The organism is Caballeronia sp. GAFFF1 (genome assembly GCF_023630705.1).
GTDB lineage: Bacteria > Pseudomonadota > Gammaproteobacteria > Burkholderiales > Burkholderiaceae > Caballeronia.
In genome coordinates, this window is sequence record NZ_JALQEM010000028.1 from 400,628 (window position 1) to 418,243 (window position 17,616).

The 17,616-nt window shown below is 65.5% G+C and carries 17 protein-coding genes; 9 read left to right on the forward strand and 8 right to left on the reverse strand.

The annotated features are described in order from the left end of the window. Positions 1–210: 210 nt before the first annotated feature. Complete coding sequence (eutC, locus tag NCR37_RS15515) at positions 211–1,014, reverse strand: ethanolamine ammonia-lyase subunit EutC (protein WP_250473747.1); 804 nt, start codon at positions 1,012–1,014, stop codon at positions 211–213. Next, the gene (locus NCR37_RS15520; RefSeq protein ID WP_250473748.1) at positions 1,011–2,399 is read right to left on the reverse strand and encodes an ethanolamine ammonia-lyase subunit EutB; all 1,389 of its coding nucleotides are present in this window, start codon (positions 2,397–2,399) and stop codon (positions 1,011–1,013) included. Before NCR37_RS15520 ends, eutC begins: the two co-directional genes overlap by 4 nt. A gap of 143 nt (positions 2,400–2,542) precedes the next feature. On the opposite strand from NCR37_RS15520, the gene mnmH reads away from it, so the two are divergent. Together mnmH and NCR37_RS15530 are read left to right on the forward strand one after the other, a co-directional pair. Further along, positions 2,543–3,610 carry a tRNA 2-selenouridine(34) synthase MnmH gene (gene mnmH / locus NCR37_RS15525; protein ID WP_250473749.1) on the forward strand — a complete coding sequence of 356 codons (1,068 nt, stop codon included), beginning with the start codon at positions 2,543–2,545 and terminating at the stop codon, positions 3,608–3,610. 27 nt (positions 3,611–3,637) lie between these two features. Further along, positions 3,638–4,687, forward strand: a complete 1,050-nt coding sequence (locus NCR37_RS15530) for a permease (protein ID WP_250473750.1) — start codon at positions 3,638–3,640, stop codon at positions 4,685–4,687. 24 nt (positions 4,688–4,711) lie between these two features. Here the strand turns inward: NCR37_RS15530 and NCR37_RS15535 are convergent, their stop codons facing one another. From NCR37_RS15535 to NCR37_RS15545, 3 genes are read right to left on the reverse strand one after another with little or no spacing between them, the layout of a single operon-like run. Next, positions 4,712–4,873 (reverse strand): hypothetical protein, encoded by a 162-nt coding sequence (locus NCR37_RS15535; RefSeq protein WP_250473751.1) that lies wholly within the window; start codon positions 4,871–4,873, stop codon positions 4,712–4,714. Continuing rightward, positions 4,851–5,852, reverse strand: coding sequence for a cytochrome d ubiquinol oxidase subunit II (cydB, locus tag NCR37_RS15540; protein ID WP_250473752.1), 1,002 nt, complete (start codon positions 5,850–5,852; stop codon positions 4,851–4,853). Before cydB ends, NCR37_RS15535 begins: the two co-directional genes overlap by 23 nt. A 2-nt stretch (positions 5,853–5,854) precedes the next feature. Then, positions 5,855–7,261, reverse strand: a complete 1,407-nt coding sequence (locus NCR37_RS15545) for a cytochrome ubiquinol oxidase subunit I (protein ID WP_250473753.1) — start codon at positions 7,259–7,261, stop codon at positions 5,855–5,857. Between the two features lie 404 nt (positions 7,262–7,665). Here NCR37_RS15545 and ypfJ point away from each other — a divergent pair, with 404 nt between their 5' ends. Further along, positions 7,666–8,538 (forward strand): KPN_02809 family neutral zinc metallopeptidase, encoded by an 873-nt coding sequence (gene ypfJ / locus NCR37_RS15550; RefSeq protein ID WP_250473754.1) that lies wholly within the window; start codon positions 7,666–7,668, stop codon positions 8,536–8,538. Positions 8,539–8,994: 456 nt separating this feature from the next. After that, complete coding sequence (locus NCR37_RS15555) at positions 8,995–9,579, forward strand: PilZ domain-containing protein (protein WP_250473755.1); 585 nt, start codon at positions 8,995–8,997, stop codon at positions 9,577–9,579. 24 nt (positions 9,580–9,603) lie between these two features. Here NCR37_RS15555 and NCR37_RS15560 read toward each other — a convergent pair whose 3' ends face one another. After that, positions 9,604–10,257, reverse strand: a complete 654-nt coding sequence (locus NCR37_RS15560; RefSeq protein ID WP_250473756.1) for a DsbA family oxidoreductase — start codon at positions 10,255–10,257, stop codon at positions 9,604–9,606. Between the two features lie 92 nt (positions 10,258–10,349). Continuing rightward, positions 10,350–11,690, reverse strand: coding sequence for an NAD(P)/FAD-dependent oxidoreductase (locus NCR37_RS15565; protein WP_250473757.1), 1,341 nt, complete (start codon positions 11,688–11,690; stop codon positions 10,350–10,352). A gap of 299 nt (positions 11,691–11,989) precedes the next feature. On the opposite strand from NCR37_RS15565, the gene NCR37_RS15570 reads away from it, so the two are divergent. From NCR37_RS15570 to NCR37_RS15590, 5 genes are all read left to right on the forward strand, one after another. Then, positions 11,990–12,421, forward strand: coding sequence for an OsmC family protein (locus NCR37_RS15570; protein ID WP_175941681.1), 432 nt, complete (start codon positions 11,990–11,992; stop codon positions 12,419–12,421). Positions 12,422–12,581: 160 nt separating this feature from the next. Then, positions 12,582–13,676: a calcium:cation antiporter gene (locus tag NCR37_RS15575; RefSeq protein ID WP_250473759.1), complete on the forward strand. Its 1,095-nt coding sequence runs from the start codon at positions 12,582–12,584 to the stop codon at positions 13,674–13,676. A 120-nt stretch (positions 13,677–13,796) separates the two neighbouring features. Then, positions 13,797–14,606, forward strand: a complete 810-nt coding sequence (locus NCR37_RS15580; RefSeq protein WP_371747426.1) for an ABC transporter substrate-binding protein — start codon at positions 13,797–13,799, stop codon at positions 14,604–14,606. 87 nt (positions 14,607–14,693) lie between these two features. Continuing rightward, positions 14,694–15,815: a succinylglutamate desuccinylase/aspartoacylase family protein gene (locus NCR37_RS15585; RefSeq protein ID WP_250473760.1), complete on the forward strand. Its 1,122-nt coding sequence runs from the start codon at positions 14,694–14,696 to the stop codon at positions 15,813–15,815. Between the two features lie 126 nt (positions 15,816–15,941). Further along, positions 15,942–16,088, forward strand: coding sequence for a hypothetical protein (locus NCR37_RS15590; RefSeq protein WP_250473761.1), 147 nt, complete (start codon positions 15,942–15,944; stop codon positions 16,086–16,088). Positions 16,089–16,188: 100 nt separating this feature from the next. Here the strand turns inward: NCR37_RS15590 and NCR37_RS15595 are convergent, their stop codons facing one another. Beyond that, positions 16,189–17,589 carry an NCS2 family permease gene (locus NCR37_RS15595; RefSeq protein ID WP_250473762.1) on the reverse strand — a complete coding sequence of 467 codons (1,401 nt, stop codon included), beginning with the start codon at positions 17,587–17,589 and terminating at the stop codon, positions 16,189–16,191. Positions 17,590–17,616: the final 27 nt, after the last annotated feature.

The following is a 17,616-nucleotide window of genomic DNA, read 5'->3' on the forward strand; positions in this document are numbered from 1 at the left end:
CGAGTTTGACGGCTCGCTCGCGCCAGAAAGAGTCCGCGTCATGTAGACCGACGGCTAGCCTGCGCGTTTAGTTTCGAAACCCGCGTAGCCTTGAAGCGGAGAGACAGGAATATGCAGTGCCGTCCAGCATGCCATGAACTGCTCGCCCGACGCGGCGAAAACAGGCCGAAACGTTTCACACAAACGGCAGGCGCTCCCGACAAGCCCCGCTCAGCGTTCGCCCTCGATCCGCCCCGCGCCCGCAGGCGACGGCAGCACGCCGCTGCGGTCTTTCAATCCGACGCCCGTTAACCCGAGCCGCCGCGCTTCGTTCAGCAGCCAGTGCAGCTTGAACGCGGCGGCATCGTAGCCGAGTCCGTCGGGGCGCACGTTCGAAATGCAGTTGCGCTCGGCGTCCATGCGCCCGGCGCGTGGCTCATACGTGACGTAAAGCCCGAGGCTGTCGGGTGAACTGAGGCCCGGCCGCTCGCCGATCATCACCACGACGATCCGCGCCCGCAAAAGCTCACCGATGCAGTCGCCCAGGGCGACACGCGCCTGCGTCGCGATGACGACGGGGCCGACGTTCCAGCCGTCGAGCATGACGCGCAGCCTGGACAACAGCGGCGCGGCGTGGCGCTGGGCGGCGAACGCCGACAGGCCATCGGCGGCGACGAACACGACATCGGGCGCATCGCCGTGCTCGGCTTCGTATGCGGCGAGACGCGCGGCGCTGGCGTCGTCGAGCACACGGCCCATGTCAGGCCGACGCAGATAGTGCTCGCGATCCGGCGCGGCGCTCGCGACTTCGAGCGTCGCAAAGCCGGCTGCGCGCAGGGCTTCGCCGAGCGACGCCGTGTCGAGCGGCTGATGCACGGCATCGCGCGCTTGCGCGTGCGCCAGTTGAAACGCGAGAAGGGGCGCCGTCGGCAGACTGTCGCCCGCGCGGCCGAGCGCGATCCGTGCGTTCGTGAACCGCTTGAGCGCGTCCCAAGGGTCCGCGTCGACCGGGCTTGGCGTGGCGTCGTCGGTCATGAGTCGATCCAGTCGAGAAGCGGTTGTCGCGTTGCGCCGGATGAATGCGGAAGCAGTGCGCCGTGCGCGTCCGTGACCCGCATTCGCGCGAGCCACGCCTCGAACTCCGGCGCGCGCTTGAGATTCAGCACGAGGCGCAAGTACAACGCGTCGTGGAACGACGTGCTCTGATAGTTGAGCATCACGTCATCCGCGCCGGGCACGCCCATGATGAAATTGACGTTCGCGACGCCGAGCAGCGTCAGAAGCGTGTCCATATCGTCCTGATCGGCCTGCGCGTGGTTTGTGTAGCAGATGTCGCAGCCCATCGGCACGCCGAGCAGCTTGCCGCAGAAGTGGTCTTCGAGACCCGCGCGGATGATCTGCCGCCCGTCGTACAGATATTCCGGGCCGATGAATCCGACCACCGTATTCGTCAGAAGCGGCCGGAAGTGTCGCGCGACCGCGTAGGCGCGCGCCTCGCATGTCTGCTGGTCGACGCCATGATGCGCGTTCGCCGAGAGCGCGCTGCCCTGACCGGTCTCGAAGTACATGACGTTGTCGCCGACGGTCCCGCGCGCGAGCGATTGCGCCGCGTCGTGCGCTTCCTGCAACAGCGCGAGCGACACGCCGAAGCTCGCGTTGGCGCGCTCCGTGCCTGCGATCGACTGGAACACGAGATCGACGGGCGCGCCGTGCTCGATCGCGGCGAGCGTGTTGGTCACATGCGTGAGGACGCACGACTGCATCGGCACGTCGTAACGCTGGCGGAAGTCGTCCATCATCGTGAGCAGCGCGGCGATGTCCGCGGGCGAATCGGAGGCCGGATTGACGCCGATCACGGCATCGCCGCAGCCGTAAAAGAGGCCGTCGAGGATGGAGGCGGCGATGCCCTTTGGATCGTCCGTCGGGTGATTCGGCTGGAGGCGCACCGACAGCCGGCCCGGCAAGCCGACGGTCGTCCGAAAACGCGTGACCACAGGGCGCTTTCTCGCGGCGAGAATCAGATCCTGATTGCGCATGAGCTTGGAGACGGCGGCGGCCATTTCGGGCGTGAGGCCCATCTGCACGGCTTCGAGCGCGGCGGTGTCGGTCGCATTTGACAGCAGCCATTCGCGCAATTCCCCGACCGTCAGATGCGCGATGCGCGCGAACGCGGCGGCGTCGTGCGTATCGACGATCAGCCGCGTGACTTCGTCCGTTTCGTAGGGGATCAGCGGCTCGTCGAGGAATGCGCGCAACGGCAGGTCGGCGAGCGCCATCTTCGCGGCGACGCGCTCTTCTTCGCTGGCCGCCGCGACGCCTGCGAGTTCGTCGCCCGAGCGCTGAGGGCTCGCGCGGGCGAGCAGCGTCTTCAGGTCGTCGAAACGGTAGCGCCGCACGCCGATAGTTGCCTGATAGCCCATCGATTCTCCTGCCCGCATGACCGGATTCGCGATGCCCTTACTGTAACCGCATCACGGCGCGCGCAAAAATCCGCCGCAAAACCGAATTCGCTGCCCGTGCGATAATTTCGGGCTTCGCCGCCGCCGAATTGCGCTCAAATTCCGTGAAAAACCTGCTCGTTTCAATCGACCGTCTTCAGGATTTCGATGAAATCGTCGATGTCCGCACGCCGCTCGAATTCGCCGAGGATCACATTCCCGGCGCGATCAACGCGCCGGTGCTCGAAAACGAGGAGCGCGTGATCGTCGGCACCATGTACAAGCAGGTGTCGCCGTTCGAGGCCACGCGCGTCGGCGCGGCCATGGTCGCGCGCAACATCGCCCGTCATCTGGACACGATCTTCGCGGACCGCCCGCGCAACTGGCGGCCGCTCATCTATTGCTGGCGCGGCGGCAAGCGCTCCGGCTCCATGACGACGTGGCTGAACATGATCGGCTGGCAGGCGCGGCAGCTCGATGGCGGGTACAAGAGCTACCGGCGCGACGTGCTCGACAGGCTCACGGCGTTGCCGCGGCAATTCCGCTTCATCGCGCTGATCGGCCACACGGGCAGCGGCAAGACGCGGCTTTTGCACGCACTCGCGCAAGCCGGCGCGCAGGTGCTCGACCTCGAAGGGCTCGCGGCGCATCGCGGCTCGCTGCTCGGCGCGCTGCCGGGGCACGCGCAGCCATCGCAGAAGGCGTTCGATTCCGCGCTTGTCCATGCGCTGCGCGGCTTCGATCCGGCCAAGCCTGTTTTCATCGAGGCGGAAGGCCGGCGCATCGGTTCCATCTCGACGCCCGACTCGCTGCTCGACAGCCTGCACGCGGCCGCCTGCGTGGAAGTGGAAGCGCGCCGCGAGGACCGCATCGCGTTTCTGTTGCAGGACTACGCGCATCTTTTCGACGAACCGGCGTTCTTCAAGGCGCAGTTGGGAAAGCTCGTCGCGCTGCATAGTCGCGAGCGCGTGGAGCATTGGCATCGGCTGATCGACGAGGGCGAGCGCGCCGCGCTGTTCGCCGAGCTGATCGACCGTCATTACGATCCGGCGTACGGCCGCAGCAGCCGCGCGCTCTATACGCAATTGCCGCACGCGGCGCATATGCTGTTTCGTCCGACCGACGCCGACAGCGTCGATCAGGCAAAAGCGCTGCTTGCGCAGTTGTCCGAGACGACGCCCGCGCTCGGCTGATTTTCTTTTTTCGATTCGACCAAGAATATGACCACGCTTCGACAACCCCGTGTCGCGCTCGGCTGGCTGGTGTTCCTGCTGATCGCCGTCGCGGGCCTTTTCTACGTCAAATGGTTCCCGTACTACAACCGCGCGTTCGTCGCGGCGAGCCAGCATTCCATCGGCAAGTCCATTCTGATGGGCGTGTCCGCGAGCGCGCCGCAGCCGTCGTGGCAGGCGGCGCTGGATTACGCGATGGCCTACGGCAAGGCCATCTGGCAGGCGATGGTGCTCGGCCTGTTGCTCGGTTCGGCGGTGCAGGCGCTGATCCCGCCGCAATGGGTCGCGCGCGCGCTCGGGCAGCACAGCTTCGGCAGCGTAATAAACGGCGGACTAATGTCCTTGCCCGGCATGATGTGCACGTGCTGCGCGGCGCCGGTCGTCGCGGGCCTGCGTGCGCGTCAGGCGGCGCCCGGCGCGGCGATCGCGTTCTGGCTCGGCAACACGGTTCTGAATCCGGCAGCGCTGGTGTTCATGGGCTTCGTGCTCGGCTGGGAGTGGACCGGTTTGCGTCTCGTGCTCGGCGTATTGATGGTCTTCGGCCTCGGCTATGCGGTGAATCGCATGGTGACGCCCGCGCAGGCGGCGGCATCGCGCGAGGCGCTCGCGAAGCTGATCGAAGAAGACGAGCCGGGCACTGCGTTCTCGCGCTGGATCAAGATTCTCGGCCGCATGACGCTCCGGCTCGTGCCCGAGTACGTTGTGCTGGTGCTGCTGCTCGGCGCGGCGCGGGCGTGGCTCTTTCCGCATATCGGGCCGGATATCGGTAACGGCGTGCTCTGGATCGTCGCGTTCGCGGTGGCCGGCACGCTGTTCGTCATTCCGACGGCGGGCGAAGTGCCCATCATCCAGGCGATGCTGTCGCTCGGCATGGCAGCGGGACCGGCGGGCGCGCTCCTGATGACGCTGCCGCCCGTGAGCGTGCCGTCGATGGCGATGCTTGCCCGTTCGTTTCCGCCGCGTGTGCTTGCGTTCGTGGCGGGGGCGGTGGTGGTGTTCGGCGTCGTCGCGGGCACGATTGCGGCGGCGTTCTTCTGACGTTCGCCGCAACGTGCACGCGGTTCAATGAATCGCCGTCCCGAGCCGAATCAACAGCTTGAACGGCAGCGCGAGCAGCATCGCGCCGCCGACGCCCGTCATCCACAGCGCGACGAACCAGAACAGCTTCGTCGCACGCGTCATTGCAGTCTCGCCGCCGCGCTCAGTGGTAGTGATGTTCGCCATGACGCACCTTTCCTCTGAATACCCAATACCCCAGCGTCGTGTACGCGATGATGACCGGCAGAATCACCGCCGCGCCGACAATCGTGAATAGCTGGCTCGACCGCGGCGAGGCCGCATCCCAGATCGACACGCCGGGGAAAATATCGTGCGGCGAGATGCTCGCGACCAGTCCCGCGTAGCCCAGCACCACGAACCCGAGCGCCACGGCGAACGGCCGCTTCTCGTGGCGCGACAAGATGGACCGCCGCATCGTCCAGGCGCACGCAAGAACGAGTAGCGGCGCCGGCAGCATGCGATAGAAAAGCGGCGAATCGAACCAGCGCGACGCGATGCTCGCATCGAGCAACGGCGTCCATACGCTGACGACGGCAATCGTCGCGAGTTGCAGCAGCGTCAGCGGCCACACGACGCGGTACATGCGCCGCTGCAAGTCGCCTTCGGTTTTCGCGATCAGCCAGCACGCGCCGAGCAGCGCATATGTGACGACGAGCGCGCCACCCGTGAACATCGAGAATGGCGTGAACCAGCCGAAGGCATCGCCGGAAAAACGGCCGTCCGCGACCGGAATGCCGTCGAGGAACGCGCCCAGCGCCACGCCCTGAAAGAACGTCGCGCCCGCCGAGCCGCCGATGAACGCCAGATCCCACATCGGCTTGGTGCGCGACGCCTTCGCGCGAATCTCGAACGAGACGCCCCGGAAAATCAGGCATACGAGCATGAGCACGAGCGGCAGATAGAGCGCCGAGAGCACGGTGGAATAGACCATCGGGAACGCGGCGAAAAGGCCCGCGCCGCCGAGCACGAGCCACGTCTCGTTGCCGTCCCAGACGGGCGCGACGGTGTTCATCATCACATCGCGGTCGTGCTGGTCCGGGAAGAACGGAAAGAGAATGCCGATGCCGAGGTCGAAGCCGTCGAGCACCACGTACATCAGAAGACCGAGCGCGATGATCGCGGCCCAGGCGAGTGTGAGGTCCATAGTCATGCTCCTTCGATGGACTGATTGGGCAACGAAAGCGGGCGGCGGGCAGTTCCCGCCGACGAAGCCGGCGCGTGCGGCGTCTCGCCGGGCAGCGCGGGGCCGTGGCGCAGCAGCTTCAGCAGGTAGTAGATGCCCGTGCCGAAGACGATCGTGTAGACCACCACGAACGCGAGCAGCGACACGCCCACCTGCTGCGCGGTAACGGGCGAGACGGCATCGGCCGTGCGCATCACGCCATAGACCACCCACGGCTGACGGCCGGCTTCGGTCGTGACCCAGCCCGCGAGCAGCGTGATGAAGCCGGTCGGCCCCATGACGAGCGCGAAGCGATGGAACCATCGCGCGTCGAACAGCTTGCGCTTGCGATGCAGCAGCCACCCGGCGACGGACATCACGATCATCAGCACGCCGAGGCCCGCCATCACGCGAAAGCTCCAGAACACGATGGTCGAGTTGGGGCGTTCATCCTTCGGGAAAGACTTCAGGCCGCGAATTTCGCCGTTCCAGCTATGCGTGAGGATCAGGCTGCCGAGATGCGGAATCTGAACCGCGTACTTGGTCGTTTCGGCCTGCATGTCCGGGATACCGAACACGTTGAGCGCCGTGCCGCCTTTCTCCGTGTCCCAGATCCCTTCTATCGCCGCGATCTTGGCCGGCTGATATTCGCGCGTGTTGAGGCCGTGCGCGTCGCCGACGAGCGCCTGAATCGGCGTCAGCGCGAGCAGCAACCACAGCGCCATCGAAAACGTCTTCTTGATAGCCGGATCGCGCCGGCCCTTCAGCAGATGCCAAGCGCCCGTCGCCGCGACCACGAGCGCCGCCACGATGAACGCGGCAATCGCCATGTGCGCGAGCCGATACGGAAACGAAGGGTTGAAGATGATCGCGAACCAGTCGACCGGCACGACGTGATCGCCTTCGATGCGAAAACCTTGCGGCGTCTGCATCCAGCTATTCGAAGCGAGAATCCAGAACGTGGAGATGAGCGTGCCGATGGCGACCATCAGCGTCGCGCCGAAGTGCGCCTTCGGGCCGACCTTGTTCCATCCGAACAGCATGATGCCGAGGAAACCCGCTTCGAGAAAGAACGCGGTCATCACCTCGTAGGTCAGCAGCGGGCCGGTGACGGGACCGGCGAAGCTGGAAAAGCCGCCCCAGTTGGTGCCGAATTCGTACGCCATGACGACGCCCGACACCACGCCCATGCCGAAGGCGACCGCGAATACCTTCGACCAGAAGAGGCACAGTTCCTTGTAGACCGGTTTGCCGGTTGTGAGCCACGCGCCTTCGAGCACGGCGATAAAGCTCGCGAGCCCAATGGACAGCGCCGGAAAGATGATGTGAAACGATACGGTGAACGCGAACTGAATACGCGCCAGATCGAGTGCTTCAGGAGTCGATTGCATGATGACGTCTGCTACGTTGCGTGTCCGGGCCAGGTCGGCCGTGATTCGATTTGCGTTGGTAACGAGGCAGAGCGTAGCGCTGAATCGCGCGGCGTGTTGCACTGCGTCAGCAAGGCCAGCTAGCGCCGAAATGCCGCAGTTTTGGCGCAAGAACGCGTCTATTTGCTTGATAAGTCGACGTTTTCGAGATGGCGGGCGCGAACGGCATGACGGACGCGAGCAAGCATTGTCGCGACAATCGACCGCACTGCATCACGCGCTTTGCGAGACATTCGGCAATGCGTTTGCGTCGAAACAGGCGGACGAACTTTGACGGAGCCGCCGTGTAGAGGAGGGCGCCGGCGCGGGTACGATAATCGCTTTGTCAGCAGCGCGCGACGCGCCAACTAAACGGAGAAAGCAACATGCGCCTCGATGATGAAGCGGAAAGTCAGAACGTCGAAGACCGGCGCGGATCGGGCGGGTTCAGCATTGGCGGCGGGTCGATCGGAATCGGGACGATCATCGTCGCGCTGGCGGCGTCGTATTTTTTCGGCATCAATCCGATGACGATCATCAACGGCGCGCAGGTTTTGCACGGCAATGCGCCGCAACGCCAAGCAGCGCCGAGCGACGCGCCGCCCGCCAACGACCCGGGCGCGGTGTTCGTGCGCCGCGTGCTCGGCAATACGGAGCGCACGTGGGAGCACATCTTCCGCACGCAGTTCAATCAAGACTATCCGGCGCCGAAGCTCGTGCTGTTCTCGGGCGGCACGCAGACGGCGTGCGGCATGGGCCAGGCGGCGATGGGGCCGTTCTATTGTCCGGCCGACCGCAACGTTTATATCGACTTGTCGTTCTACCGCGAACTGCGCGACCGTTTCGGCGCGGGCGGCGACTTCGCTCAGGCTTATGTGATCGCGCACGAGGTGGGGCATCACGTGCAGAACGTGCTCGGCATCTCGGACAAGGTGGACCAGGCGCGTGCGCGGATGTCGCGCGAGCAGGCCAATGCGTTGTCCGTGCGCGTCGAATTGCAGGCGGACTGTTTCGCCGGCGTCTGGGCCGCAGTGGCGCAACGCGACAATGCAAAGCTCATCGAACCGGGCGACTTCGAGCAAGGCCTGAACGCGGCCGGCGCGATCGGAGACGATCGCTTGCAGCAGCAGACGCAAGGGCGCGTGGTGCCCGAAGCGTTCACGCACGGGACAAGCGCGCAGCGGCAGCGGTGGCTGCGGCGAGGAATGTCGACGGGGGATGTCAGGCAGTGCGATACGTTTTCGGCGCAGGGGTTGTAGGGCGGCTTAGGTTTATGCGCATAACGTCGAGCGGAAAGTGACCGCTCGACGCTGAAACCGCGGCCTTTGTCGGGTGGATTATTCCGAAACCACTTAACCGCCGCGCGTTCAGCAGCGACGATTCCATCGAATTGATAAGAATCGTCGGACCAATGACCGCGCGTTGCGCTTCCCCGGTCCTCCGGCTCTTGTCCGCCACGCCGTTAGCGACATCCCGCTGAACGCGCCCCTCGGACCCGACGGCGCGCTGCTTTTCAAGGCAGACGTCGTCATCCCCGACGAAACCACTCGCGATTTCGTGTATCGACAATTCGAGCCGTACCGCGCCTCTGACGCGCTTCTGCTCCTGGAACCGAGCAGTGATGCAGAGCGCGAAGCGCCACTTACGCTCGACGACATGGGGCTGTCGATCGGCGGGCGTGTCGGTCTGCGCGGCAGCGGGTGTCCGCGTCCGCGATGTACGCGAGCCGCGTCATCGGATTCTCGGCTGTGCGGCGCAACGGCGAGCGGTCGCTCCTCGTCACGCAGCCGGTGATGCAGGGCGTCGCACCGCTCGAACTCGCGCACGGCGAGACGGTGGAGTTCGGCGCGCTCAGGGGCCGCGGTGTATTTGGCTTCGCGTGCACCGTCGATGCGACGAGCCACGAGCCGTTCAGCTATGTTGTGTTGTCCGGGCCGGGCGCGATCCCCCGCCTGCACGCGGCAAAGTTCGCCCGCATGCCGACGCGGCTAGCAGCCCTGGATTCAATCGAAGGTCAGCCGAGCGCGTCCCCGCAACTCGGCCGCGTGAGCGACATCAAGCCGTACGGCATGTCGTTGACCGTACCCGTGCCGAGCGCGCACACAGGCGACCGCCTGCGCGTGTCGTTTCGCTTCAGCCCAGATGTCATCGACGTCGAGATCGACACCTCAGCGTTGGTGCGCCACGTCGACGCGGCGGAATCCGGCGACGCGGGCATCGCGTACGGACTCGAGTGCGAAACGCTGGAACCGTCGCAGCGTATCGCGCTGAAATCGTTCATGGCGGAGCACCGCTGCTAGCCGATTCCCAGCGAGCGTATCGGCTCAGCTGCCGGGAAAGCCGTCCGGAAACAGCCGCTCAATAGCCGCTTCGAAATGCTGGACCGGCGCGGCGCCGCGCAGGGCAATGGGCGGCGGCGGCTCTTTCCCGGGTGCCGGCTCGCGCGACAGCACCGCGAACGGAACGCCGGTCACGCCGATTTTCTTCGCGAATTCTTCGTCTTCGACGACGAGATCGGTGTACGTGCCTTCATCGAGCGCTTCTTCAAGAAGTTCCGGATCGACGCCACAGGTCGCGGCGATGTCCAGCAGCGCGTCGGTGTCGCCGATATCAATTCCTTCCTCGAAATACGCCTTGAAAATCGCGCGATGCACGACATCGTAGCAGCCGGACTCTCGCGCGAAGAGCGCCGTCTCGAACGCCTTGCGACTGCGCGGCGCGACGGGCGGCATGCGCATGAGCAGGGCACGCTCGTCGGCGAGCGGCCGCACCGACTTCTCCCACGACTCCGCGATGTGATCGCTGTTCGGGTCGAGCAGCGGCGCAGGCTCCGGACGCAGCTCGAACGCGTGCCAGCGAATCTCGACCGCGTCCCCGTAAGCGTTGCGCAACTGGTCGAGCACCGGCGTTTCCAGATAACAGAACGGACAGACGAAGTCCGACCAGACGTCGATGAACAAAAGGGGCGTGGATGCCATGAAAGCCTCGAAACGAATGAAGTGCGGCGGCGTCGCCTGCGAATCCGGTATGTTAGCGCGTGCCGCCGCGCGCCGCGAAGGCGCCTCATTCGTCAGAAGCCGCCGTCGATCTCGATCTTGCTGCCGTCGAAGAAGCGCGACAGACGGAACGCATGCGGATCGACGAGCGGCGCGTCGTTGGCGACGATATCGGCCATCAACTTGCCCGCGCCCGGACCGATGCCGAAGCCGTGCCCCGAGAACCCCGTGCCGATGAAAAGCCCCGGCACGCGCTCGACGCCCGAGATGACGGGCACCGCATCCGGCGTCACGTCGATATAACCGGCCCACGACTGCTCCACCGTCACATTCGCGAGCGAGGGGAAGATCGCGCGGAACTCGGCGAGCGCGGTTTCGTTGAAGGCGTCGACGGGCGCAGGGTCGATCGTGCGCACGCGCTCGAAGACCGTCTCGCGGTCGAGCGGCCAGCGGCGCGGGCGGCGCAACTCCTCGAAAAAGCGCGCGTTGAAGCCGAGCTTGATGGAACCCAGCTGGCTCTTGAGCGCGGGCAGGAACTTGCCGAACAGGCGAAAGCTGTCAGGCGTGATGTCGCTGTAGCTGCGAAACGCGTTCGCAATCGAATAGCCGCCGTCCAGCCGCCTGCGATAGCCGACCGACTGATTGCACGCGCTCACTTCCGGGCCGCCGGGCAGCGGCGCGGTGCGCACGACCGACGAGCGCACCATCAATTGCGGCACGTCCACGCCAAGATTGCCGGCGAAGAGCCGCGTCCACGCGCCGCCCGCGATCACCGCGCTGTCGCAGCGAATCCGCCCGTATTCCGTCACGACGCCGCTCACCGCGCCGCCGCTCGTTTCCACGCCGCGCACCGCGCAGGGCAGCGCGATCTTGACGCCGCGCGCGCGCAGCGCGGCGGCCATCGCAGGCACGGCGCGTTGCGGTTCGGCGCGGCCGTCGCTCGGCGTGTAAATGCCGCCTGCGAAGCGCCGCGCCGCGCCCGGCATGAGCGCGGCAGTTTCATCGGGCGACACGATGCGCGAATCGAGCGCGCTGCGTCCGACCTTGGCGACGGCGCGCGCGAGCCACGCTTCGTGATCGGCGAGGGCATCCGCGTCATCGGCGGCATACAAAATGCCGCATTCGCGATAGCCGCTGTCGATTCCCAGATCCGCGTCCATGCGACGCCACAGCTTCAGGCTTTCGAGGCTGAGTTCGAGTTCCCGCAAGTCGCGGTGCGTTGCGCGGCACCAGCCCCAGTTGCGGCTCGACTGCTCGCCCGCGACGTGGCCCTTTTCGCACACCGCGACCGAAAGCCCTTTCTCCGCGAGAAAGCGCGCGGTGCTGATGCCGATCACGCCGCCGCCCACGACGACCACATCGACGCGCTCGGGCAGCACGACATCTTCGGCAATGCGTTCGGTCGGCGGTCCCATGCTAGGCCGCTCCCCGGGTCGCGGCGCGTCGTGCGAGTGGATTCATGTTTTAAGCATGCAGAGAGTTGAACGAGCCCACGCATGCTAAGTGAATCGGCGGTGCTTCGCCATCTGAACAAAAGTCGTGCGGCTGCGCGCTTCCTGCGCCGCGAGCACCGATCCGCTACGATGGACCCGACGCGTCCCGCAGTGCTTCGGCGCGACGCGTTCATCGACAAGCGTCATCGATGACCGCGCGCCGCGCGCGCCCGGTCGAACCCATGGCAACCAATCAGCAACCATCTTCACGGAGAACTCTCGTGCAAAAGACTGCATCGGCAAAATGGAGCGGCGGCATCAAGGACGGCAAGGGTTTCATCTCGACGCAAACCGGCGTGCTCAACGAAGCGCCGTACGGATTCAAGTCGCGCTTCGAGGAAGGTCCCGGCACGAACCCCGAAGAACTGATCGGCGCGGCGCACGCCGGCTGTTTCACGATGGCGCTTTCGCTGCAGCTCGAACAGGCGGGCATGAAGGCGGAAAGCCTCGAAACCAAATCGACGGTCACGCTGGAGAAAGACGGCGAAGGCTTCACGATCACGTCCTGCCAGCTTGACCTGAAGGCGAAGATTCCCGGCGCGGACAAGGCCGCGTTCGACAAAGCCGCTCAGGCGGCGAAAGAAGGCTGCCCGGTGTCGAAACTGTTCGCCGGCAATGCGAAGATCACGCTGAACGCCGAACTCGAGTCGTAATTCCCCACCGAACGGCGCATCGCGGACGGCTCAGGCCGTCCGTTTTGTTTTGTGTCGCGCAATTGCGTTTTGTCGTCGGCGCGCTGTCCGCCCGCTATCATGCCGATGGTTCGTCGCCGTAGGCCGACGATCCCATTCACCCGATCAGCCCGGAGCGCCGATGAAACTCAAGCTCGACTGGACCCTCGTTGCGCCGATCCTCGCGCTCGTCGTGCTCGGCGCGGCCGCGCTCATTCACGGCGCCGTACTGACCGCGCTGGCGGCGGTCGCGCTGGCGTTTGCCGTGTTCGCGGCGGTGCATCACGCCGAGGTGGTCGCGCATCGCGTCGGGGAGCCGTTCGGCACGCTGGTGCTCGCGGTCGCGGTGACGGTGATCGAAGTGGCGCTGATCGTCTCCGTCATGCTGTCCGGCGGTCCCGAGAAGGCGGCATTGCCGCGCGATACCGTGTTCGCCGCCATCATGATCTGCGGCAACGGCATCGTCGGGCTGTGCCTGCTGATGGGCGGCTTGCGGCATCACGTGCAGGACTTCCAGCTGCAAGGCGCGAGCGCCGCGCTCGCCATTCTCTGCGCGCTTTCCGTGCTGACGCTCGTGCTGCCGAACTTCACGAGCACGGTGGTCGGACCCGCACTTTCGACGTCGCAACTCATTTTCGTAGGCGTGGTGTCGCTCGTGCTGTACATGATGTTCGTGTTCGTGCAGACCATCCGCCATCGCGATTATTTTCTGCCGTTCGCGCCGAAGGCCGCGAGTTCGCCCGATGCCGCCGACGACGGCCCGCACGCGCCGCCGCCGAGTAACGGTGAAGCGTGGCTCGCGCTTGCGTTTCTGATGCTGTCGCTTGTCGCGGTGGTCGGGCTCGCCAAGCTGCTGTCGCCGGCCGTCGAGGCGGGCGTGGCGGCGGCAGGCGCGCCCGAGGCGGTCGTCGGCGTCGTGATCGCCGCGCTCGTGCTGCTTCCCGAAGGCTTCGCTGCGTTGCGCGCCGCGCGGCTCGACCGCTTGCAGACGAGCCTCAACCTCGCGCTCGGCTCGGCGCTCGCCAGCATCGGATTGACGATTCCGGCGGTGGCAATCGTGTCGATCGCCATCGGGCAGCCGATCGCGCTCGGCCTCGCGCCGAAAGAAATCACGATGCTCGCGCTGACGCTCGTCGTTTCCGTCATCACGCTTGGCACGGGCCGCTCGACGGTGCTGCAAGGCGTCGTGCATCTCGTCATTTTCGCGGCGTTTCTGTTCCTTTCTGTCGTGCCGTGACGCATCGCGTTTGCTACCATTCAGGGTTTTCCCGAAAGGGGCCACCGCGCGCCGCGTCCGCATTCGTGCAGCACGCGAACGCAGCGCGCCAGCAATCACCGCAAGTCTCGAAGGATTGGAATGTCGCAGAAGAAGTTCGTCAGCAAGTCCGCATCGTTCGCTCTGCGCGCGATGCTCGCCGCACTTGCCATCACCTCGTTCTCCGCGCACGCGAAGGACATCACGCAAATCCGCTTCGCCGTGGATCCGTCGTATCCGCCGTTCGAATCGAAGCAGCCTGACGGCAAGCTCGTCGGGTTCGACATCGATCTCGGCAACGCCTTGTGCGCGCAGATGAAGGTCAAGTGCGTCTGGGTCGAGAATAATTTCGACGGCATGATTCCGGGCCTGAAAGCGCGCAAGTTCGACGCCGTGCTCTCCGACATGGGCATCACCGAAGAGCGTTTGAAGCAGATCGACTTCACGGAGCCGCTATACGACACGCACGCGCAACTCGTCGCGCGCGCCGGCTCGGGCATTCTGCCGACGCCGCAGGCGCTCAAGGGCAAGCGCGTGGGCGTCGAGCAGGGCACCGTGCAGGAACGCTACGCGAAGGCGAAGTGGGAACCGCAGGGGGTGACGGTCGTCGCGTACGGCGATCAGGAACAGGTCGAAGGCGACCTCGTCGCGGGCCGTATCGACGCCATGTTCACGGACGCGGCGCAGGCAGCCATCGGCTTTCTGAAGAAGCCGCAGGGCAAGCCGTTCGCGCTCGTCGGGCCGATCGTCGAGGACAAGGCGCTCATCGGTCCGGGCACAGCCATCGGCCTGCGCAAGGGCGACGCCGATTTGCAGAAGGGCCTGAATCAGGCGTTCGACGCGATCAAGAAGGACGGCACGTTCAAGCGCATCATGGCGAAGTACTTCGCGACCGACGTTTCTATTCAGTAAGCGCGCAAGCGTCGCGCATACGGTCAAAAGGCATCGCTCGCGGTGCCTTTTGCTTTTTTCAGGCGGCAGTTTCGAAGGTCAGGCGCAATGCAGATTCACGATCATCCGCTCGTCGGCGCCGCGCCCGGCACCCGGCGCGCGATCAGGAGCTATTCGTTCGGACCGGGCGACAACGCCGTGCCGAAGGTCTATATCCAGGCATCGCTGCATGCCGACGAGTTGCCCGGCATGGTGGTCGCGTGGATGCTCAAGCGCCGCTTCGCCGAGCTCGAAGCCGCGGGGCTGCTCAACGCGCGGATCGTGCTCGTGCCGGTGGCGAATCCCGCCGGGCTGAATCAGCATTGGTTCGGCACGCACATGGGCCGCTTCGACATGCAATCGGGACAGGACTTCAACCGGCGCTTTCCCGATCCCGGCCCGGCGCTCGCGACGCAACTCGAAGGCCGCCTGACCGACGACGCCGCGCGCAACGCAGACCTGATCCGCGCCGCGCTGCGCCGGCATTTCGCCACCAGCGAAGGCGCGACGGAACTGGAGTCGCAACGCATTGCGCTGATGCGTCTCGCCTGCGACGCGCATCTTGTCATCGACCTGCATTGCGACTGGGAGGCCGTCGCGCATCTTTACACGACGCCCGATGCGTGGGCCGCCGTCGAGCCGCTCGCGCGCTTTATCGGCAGCGAGGCGCAATTGCTGGTCGACGTGTCGGGCGGCGAGCCGTTCGACGAAGCGTGCACGTCGGCGTGGTGCTTCTTGCGCGATGCGTTCGGCGCGCGTTTTCCGATTCCGACGGGCGTCACGCCGGTCACGCTCGAACTGCGCGGCGTGCGGGATGTATCCCACGAGACGGCGGCGCACGACGCGCAAGCGATCGTCGATTATCTGACGCACGCGGGCTTTGTCGCGGGCCGCGCGCCCGAGCCGCCGCCGCTCTGCCACGCCGCGACGCCGCTTGCCGGCTGCGAGTACCTCCATGCACCGGCGTCGGGCGTGATCCTGCATCGCTGCGAGGTCGGCGAGCGCGTGCGTGCCGGCGAGACGATTGCCGACATCCTCGATCCGCTCGAAGACCGGCTTGTTCCGCTCGTCGCGCAGACGGACGGCGTGCTGTACGCGCGCCACTGGACGCGCTTCGCGACGACGGGAATGCTCGTCGCGCGGATCGCGGGGAACGGACCGGCGCGTCACGGCGAACTGCTCGCGAAGTGAATAATCGGAAAATGCGACCGGGAGATCGACGAGAGACGGTGTAGCTTTTTTGAGAATTGGTTGCAAGGCAGCATGAAAAGCGTATAGTTAGGGTTATCCCCTAGCTACTTACCCTGAGAGCTCTCCATGAAAACCACCGCTCAACAATCTGTGCTCGTTTCGTTCGGTTCGTGGATGCGCGCGGCGAAGGCTGCGGTGCGTCGCGAGTGGAATCGCGCGCTGCAATTGCATCTGCAGAACTGCGAGATTCTCGTCGAATCGTATCGCAAGTAAGTCCGAGTCTGCCTCGGCCTGACGCCCGGTCAAGCGCATCAGCATTGGACAAAGCCCCGGAAGCGAACGCTTTCGGGGCTTTGTCGTTTCAACGCATCGTTTAGATAGCCCAGCCGCCGAGATAAAAGACCGCGAGCGCCGCTGCGATCGCCACCGTTCCTACGTTCAGCTTGCGAATCTCGCCCGCGACGACGCGCCCGATCACCAGCGTGCAGAAGCCGAGCATGATGCCGGTCACGATGTTCGCCGTCAGCACGATAAACACTGCGCAAACGAGTCCCGACATCGTGTCCACCGTGTCGTCCATGTGCAGCTTCGCGACGTTGCCGAGCATCAGCAAGCCGACGTACATGAGCGCGGGCGCCGTCGCGTAAGAGGGCACGAGGCTCGCGAGCGGCGAGAGGAACATCACCGCGAGAAAGAGCGCGCCTACGACGCTCGCCGCGAGACCCGTTTTCGCGCCCGCCGCCACGCCTACCGACGATTCGATATACGCCGCCGCCGGCGCGCCGCCGAAACACGCGGAGAAGATCGAACTGATGGAATCCGCCGTCAACGCGCGGCCGCCGTTCACGATGCGTCCGTTCGCGTCGATCTGGCCTGCCTGCCCCGCGACCGCGCGGATCGTGCCGGTGGCGTCGAATACCGCGGTCATCACGAGGGCGAGCACGCTCGGCAGCACGGCCATCGACAGTGCGCCTTTGATATCCATGGCGCCGATCAGCGACGCATGACCCGGCGCGGACAGCGACGGCAGGGCGAACACGCCGTGGAAGCGCACGGACGGGTCGATGACGAGGCCGATCGCCGAAAGCCCGACCACCACCAGGAGAATGCCGCCCGGCACGCGCCGGCGCTCCAGACCGAATATCGCCGCGAGCCCGGCCACGGACATCAGCACGGGCAGCGCTGTAATGTGACCGAGCGAAACCGGCATGCCGGGCGCGGGGTTCTTCACGATCAGGCCGACATCGTTGGATGCGATCAGAAGCAGAAACAGCCCGATGCCGATGCCCGTGCCATGCGCGACGCCCGTCGGCAGATTGCGCAAGATCCACGAGCGCACGCCCGTCACGGAAATCGCCGTGAACACGACGCCCATCAGAAACACCGCGCCGAGCGCGATGGCGGGCGAGAGCCCCTTGCCGAGCACGAGGCCGAACGCGGTGAACGCGGTCAGCGAAATGGCGCAGCCGATGGCGATCGGCAGACGCGCCCACACGCCCATCAGCAGCGAGCCGAACGCGGTCGTGAGGCACACGGCGACGAACACCGCGCTCGTATCGAAGCCCGCTTTGCCGAGCATGCCCGGCACGACGAACACGGAATAGACCATCGCGAGGAAAGTCGTGACGCCGGCCACGACTTCGCGTTTGGGTGTGCTGCCGGCTCGCGAAATGCCGAAGTAGCGGTCGAGCACGCCGCCGTTGGCTGTCTGAACATCCTGTTCCCGATTGATGGGCGTGATATCGCCAAGCTGCTGGGCGGGGGATTCCAACATGAGCTGCTCCTTTATCAGCACGCTGAA

Coding starts and splice junctions, on each gene's coding strand:
- eutC (WP_250473747.1), bottom strand. CDS start 1,014: ATGACCGACGACGCCACGCCAAGCCCGGTCGACGCGGACCCTTGGGAC.
- NCR37_RS15520 (WP_250473748.1), bottom strand. CDS start 2,399: ATGGGCTATCAGGCAACTATCGGCGTGCGGCGCTACCGTTTCGACGAC.
- NCR37_RS15530 (WP_250473750.1), top strand. CDS start 3,638: ATGACCACGCTTCGACAACCCCGTGTCGCGCTCGGCTGGCTGGTGTTC.
- NCR37_RS15535 (WP_250473751.1), bottom strand. CDS start 4,873: ATGGCGAACATCACTACCACTGAGCGCGGCGGCGAGACTGCAATGACG.
- cydB (WP_250473752.1), bottom strand. CDS start 5,852: ATGGACCTCACACTCGCCTGGGCCGCGATCATCGCGCTCGGTCTTCTG.
- NCR37_RS15545 (WP_250473753.1), bottom strand. CDS start 7,261: ATGCAATCGACTCCTGAAGCACTCGATCTGGCGCGTATTCAGTTCGCG.
- ypfJ (WP_250473754.1), top strand. CDS start 7,666: ATGCGCCTCGATGATGAAGCGGAAAGTCAGAACGTCGAAGACCGGCGC.
- NCR37_RS15555 (WP_250473755.1), top strand. CDS start 8,995: ATGTACGCGAGCCGCGTCATCGGATTCTCGGCTGTGCGGCGCAACGGC.
- NCR37_RS15560 (WP_250473756.1), bottom strand. CDS start 10,257: ATGGCATCCACGCCCCTTTTGTTCATCGACGTCTGGTCGGACTTCGTC.
- NCR37_RS15565 (WP_250473757.1), bottom strand. CDS start 11,690: ATGGGACCGCCGACCGAACGCATTGCCGAAGATGTCGTGCTGCCCGAG.
- NCR37_RS15575 (WP_250473759.1), top strand. CDS start 12,582: ATGAAACTCAAGCTCGACTGGACCCTCGTTGCGCCGATCCTCGCGCTC.
- NCR37_RS15580 (WP_371747426.1), top strand. CDS start 13,797: ATGTCGCAGAAGAAGTTCGTCAGCAAGTCCGCATCGTTCGCTCTGCGC.
- NCR37_RS15585 (WP_250473760.1), top strand. CDS start 14,694: ATGCAGATTCACGATCATCCGCTCGTCGGCGCCGCGCCCGGCACCCGG.
- NCR37_RS15590 (WP_250473761.1), top strand. CDS start 15,942: ATGAAAACCACCGCTCAACAATCTGTGCTCGTTTCGTTCGGTTCGTGG.
- NCR37_RS15595 (WP_250473762.1), bottom strand. CDS start 17,589: ATGTTGGAATCCCCCGCCCAGCAGCTTGGCGATATCACGCCCATCAAT.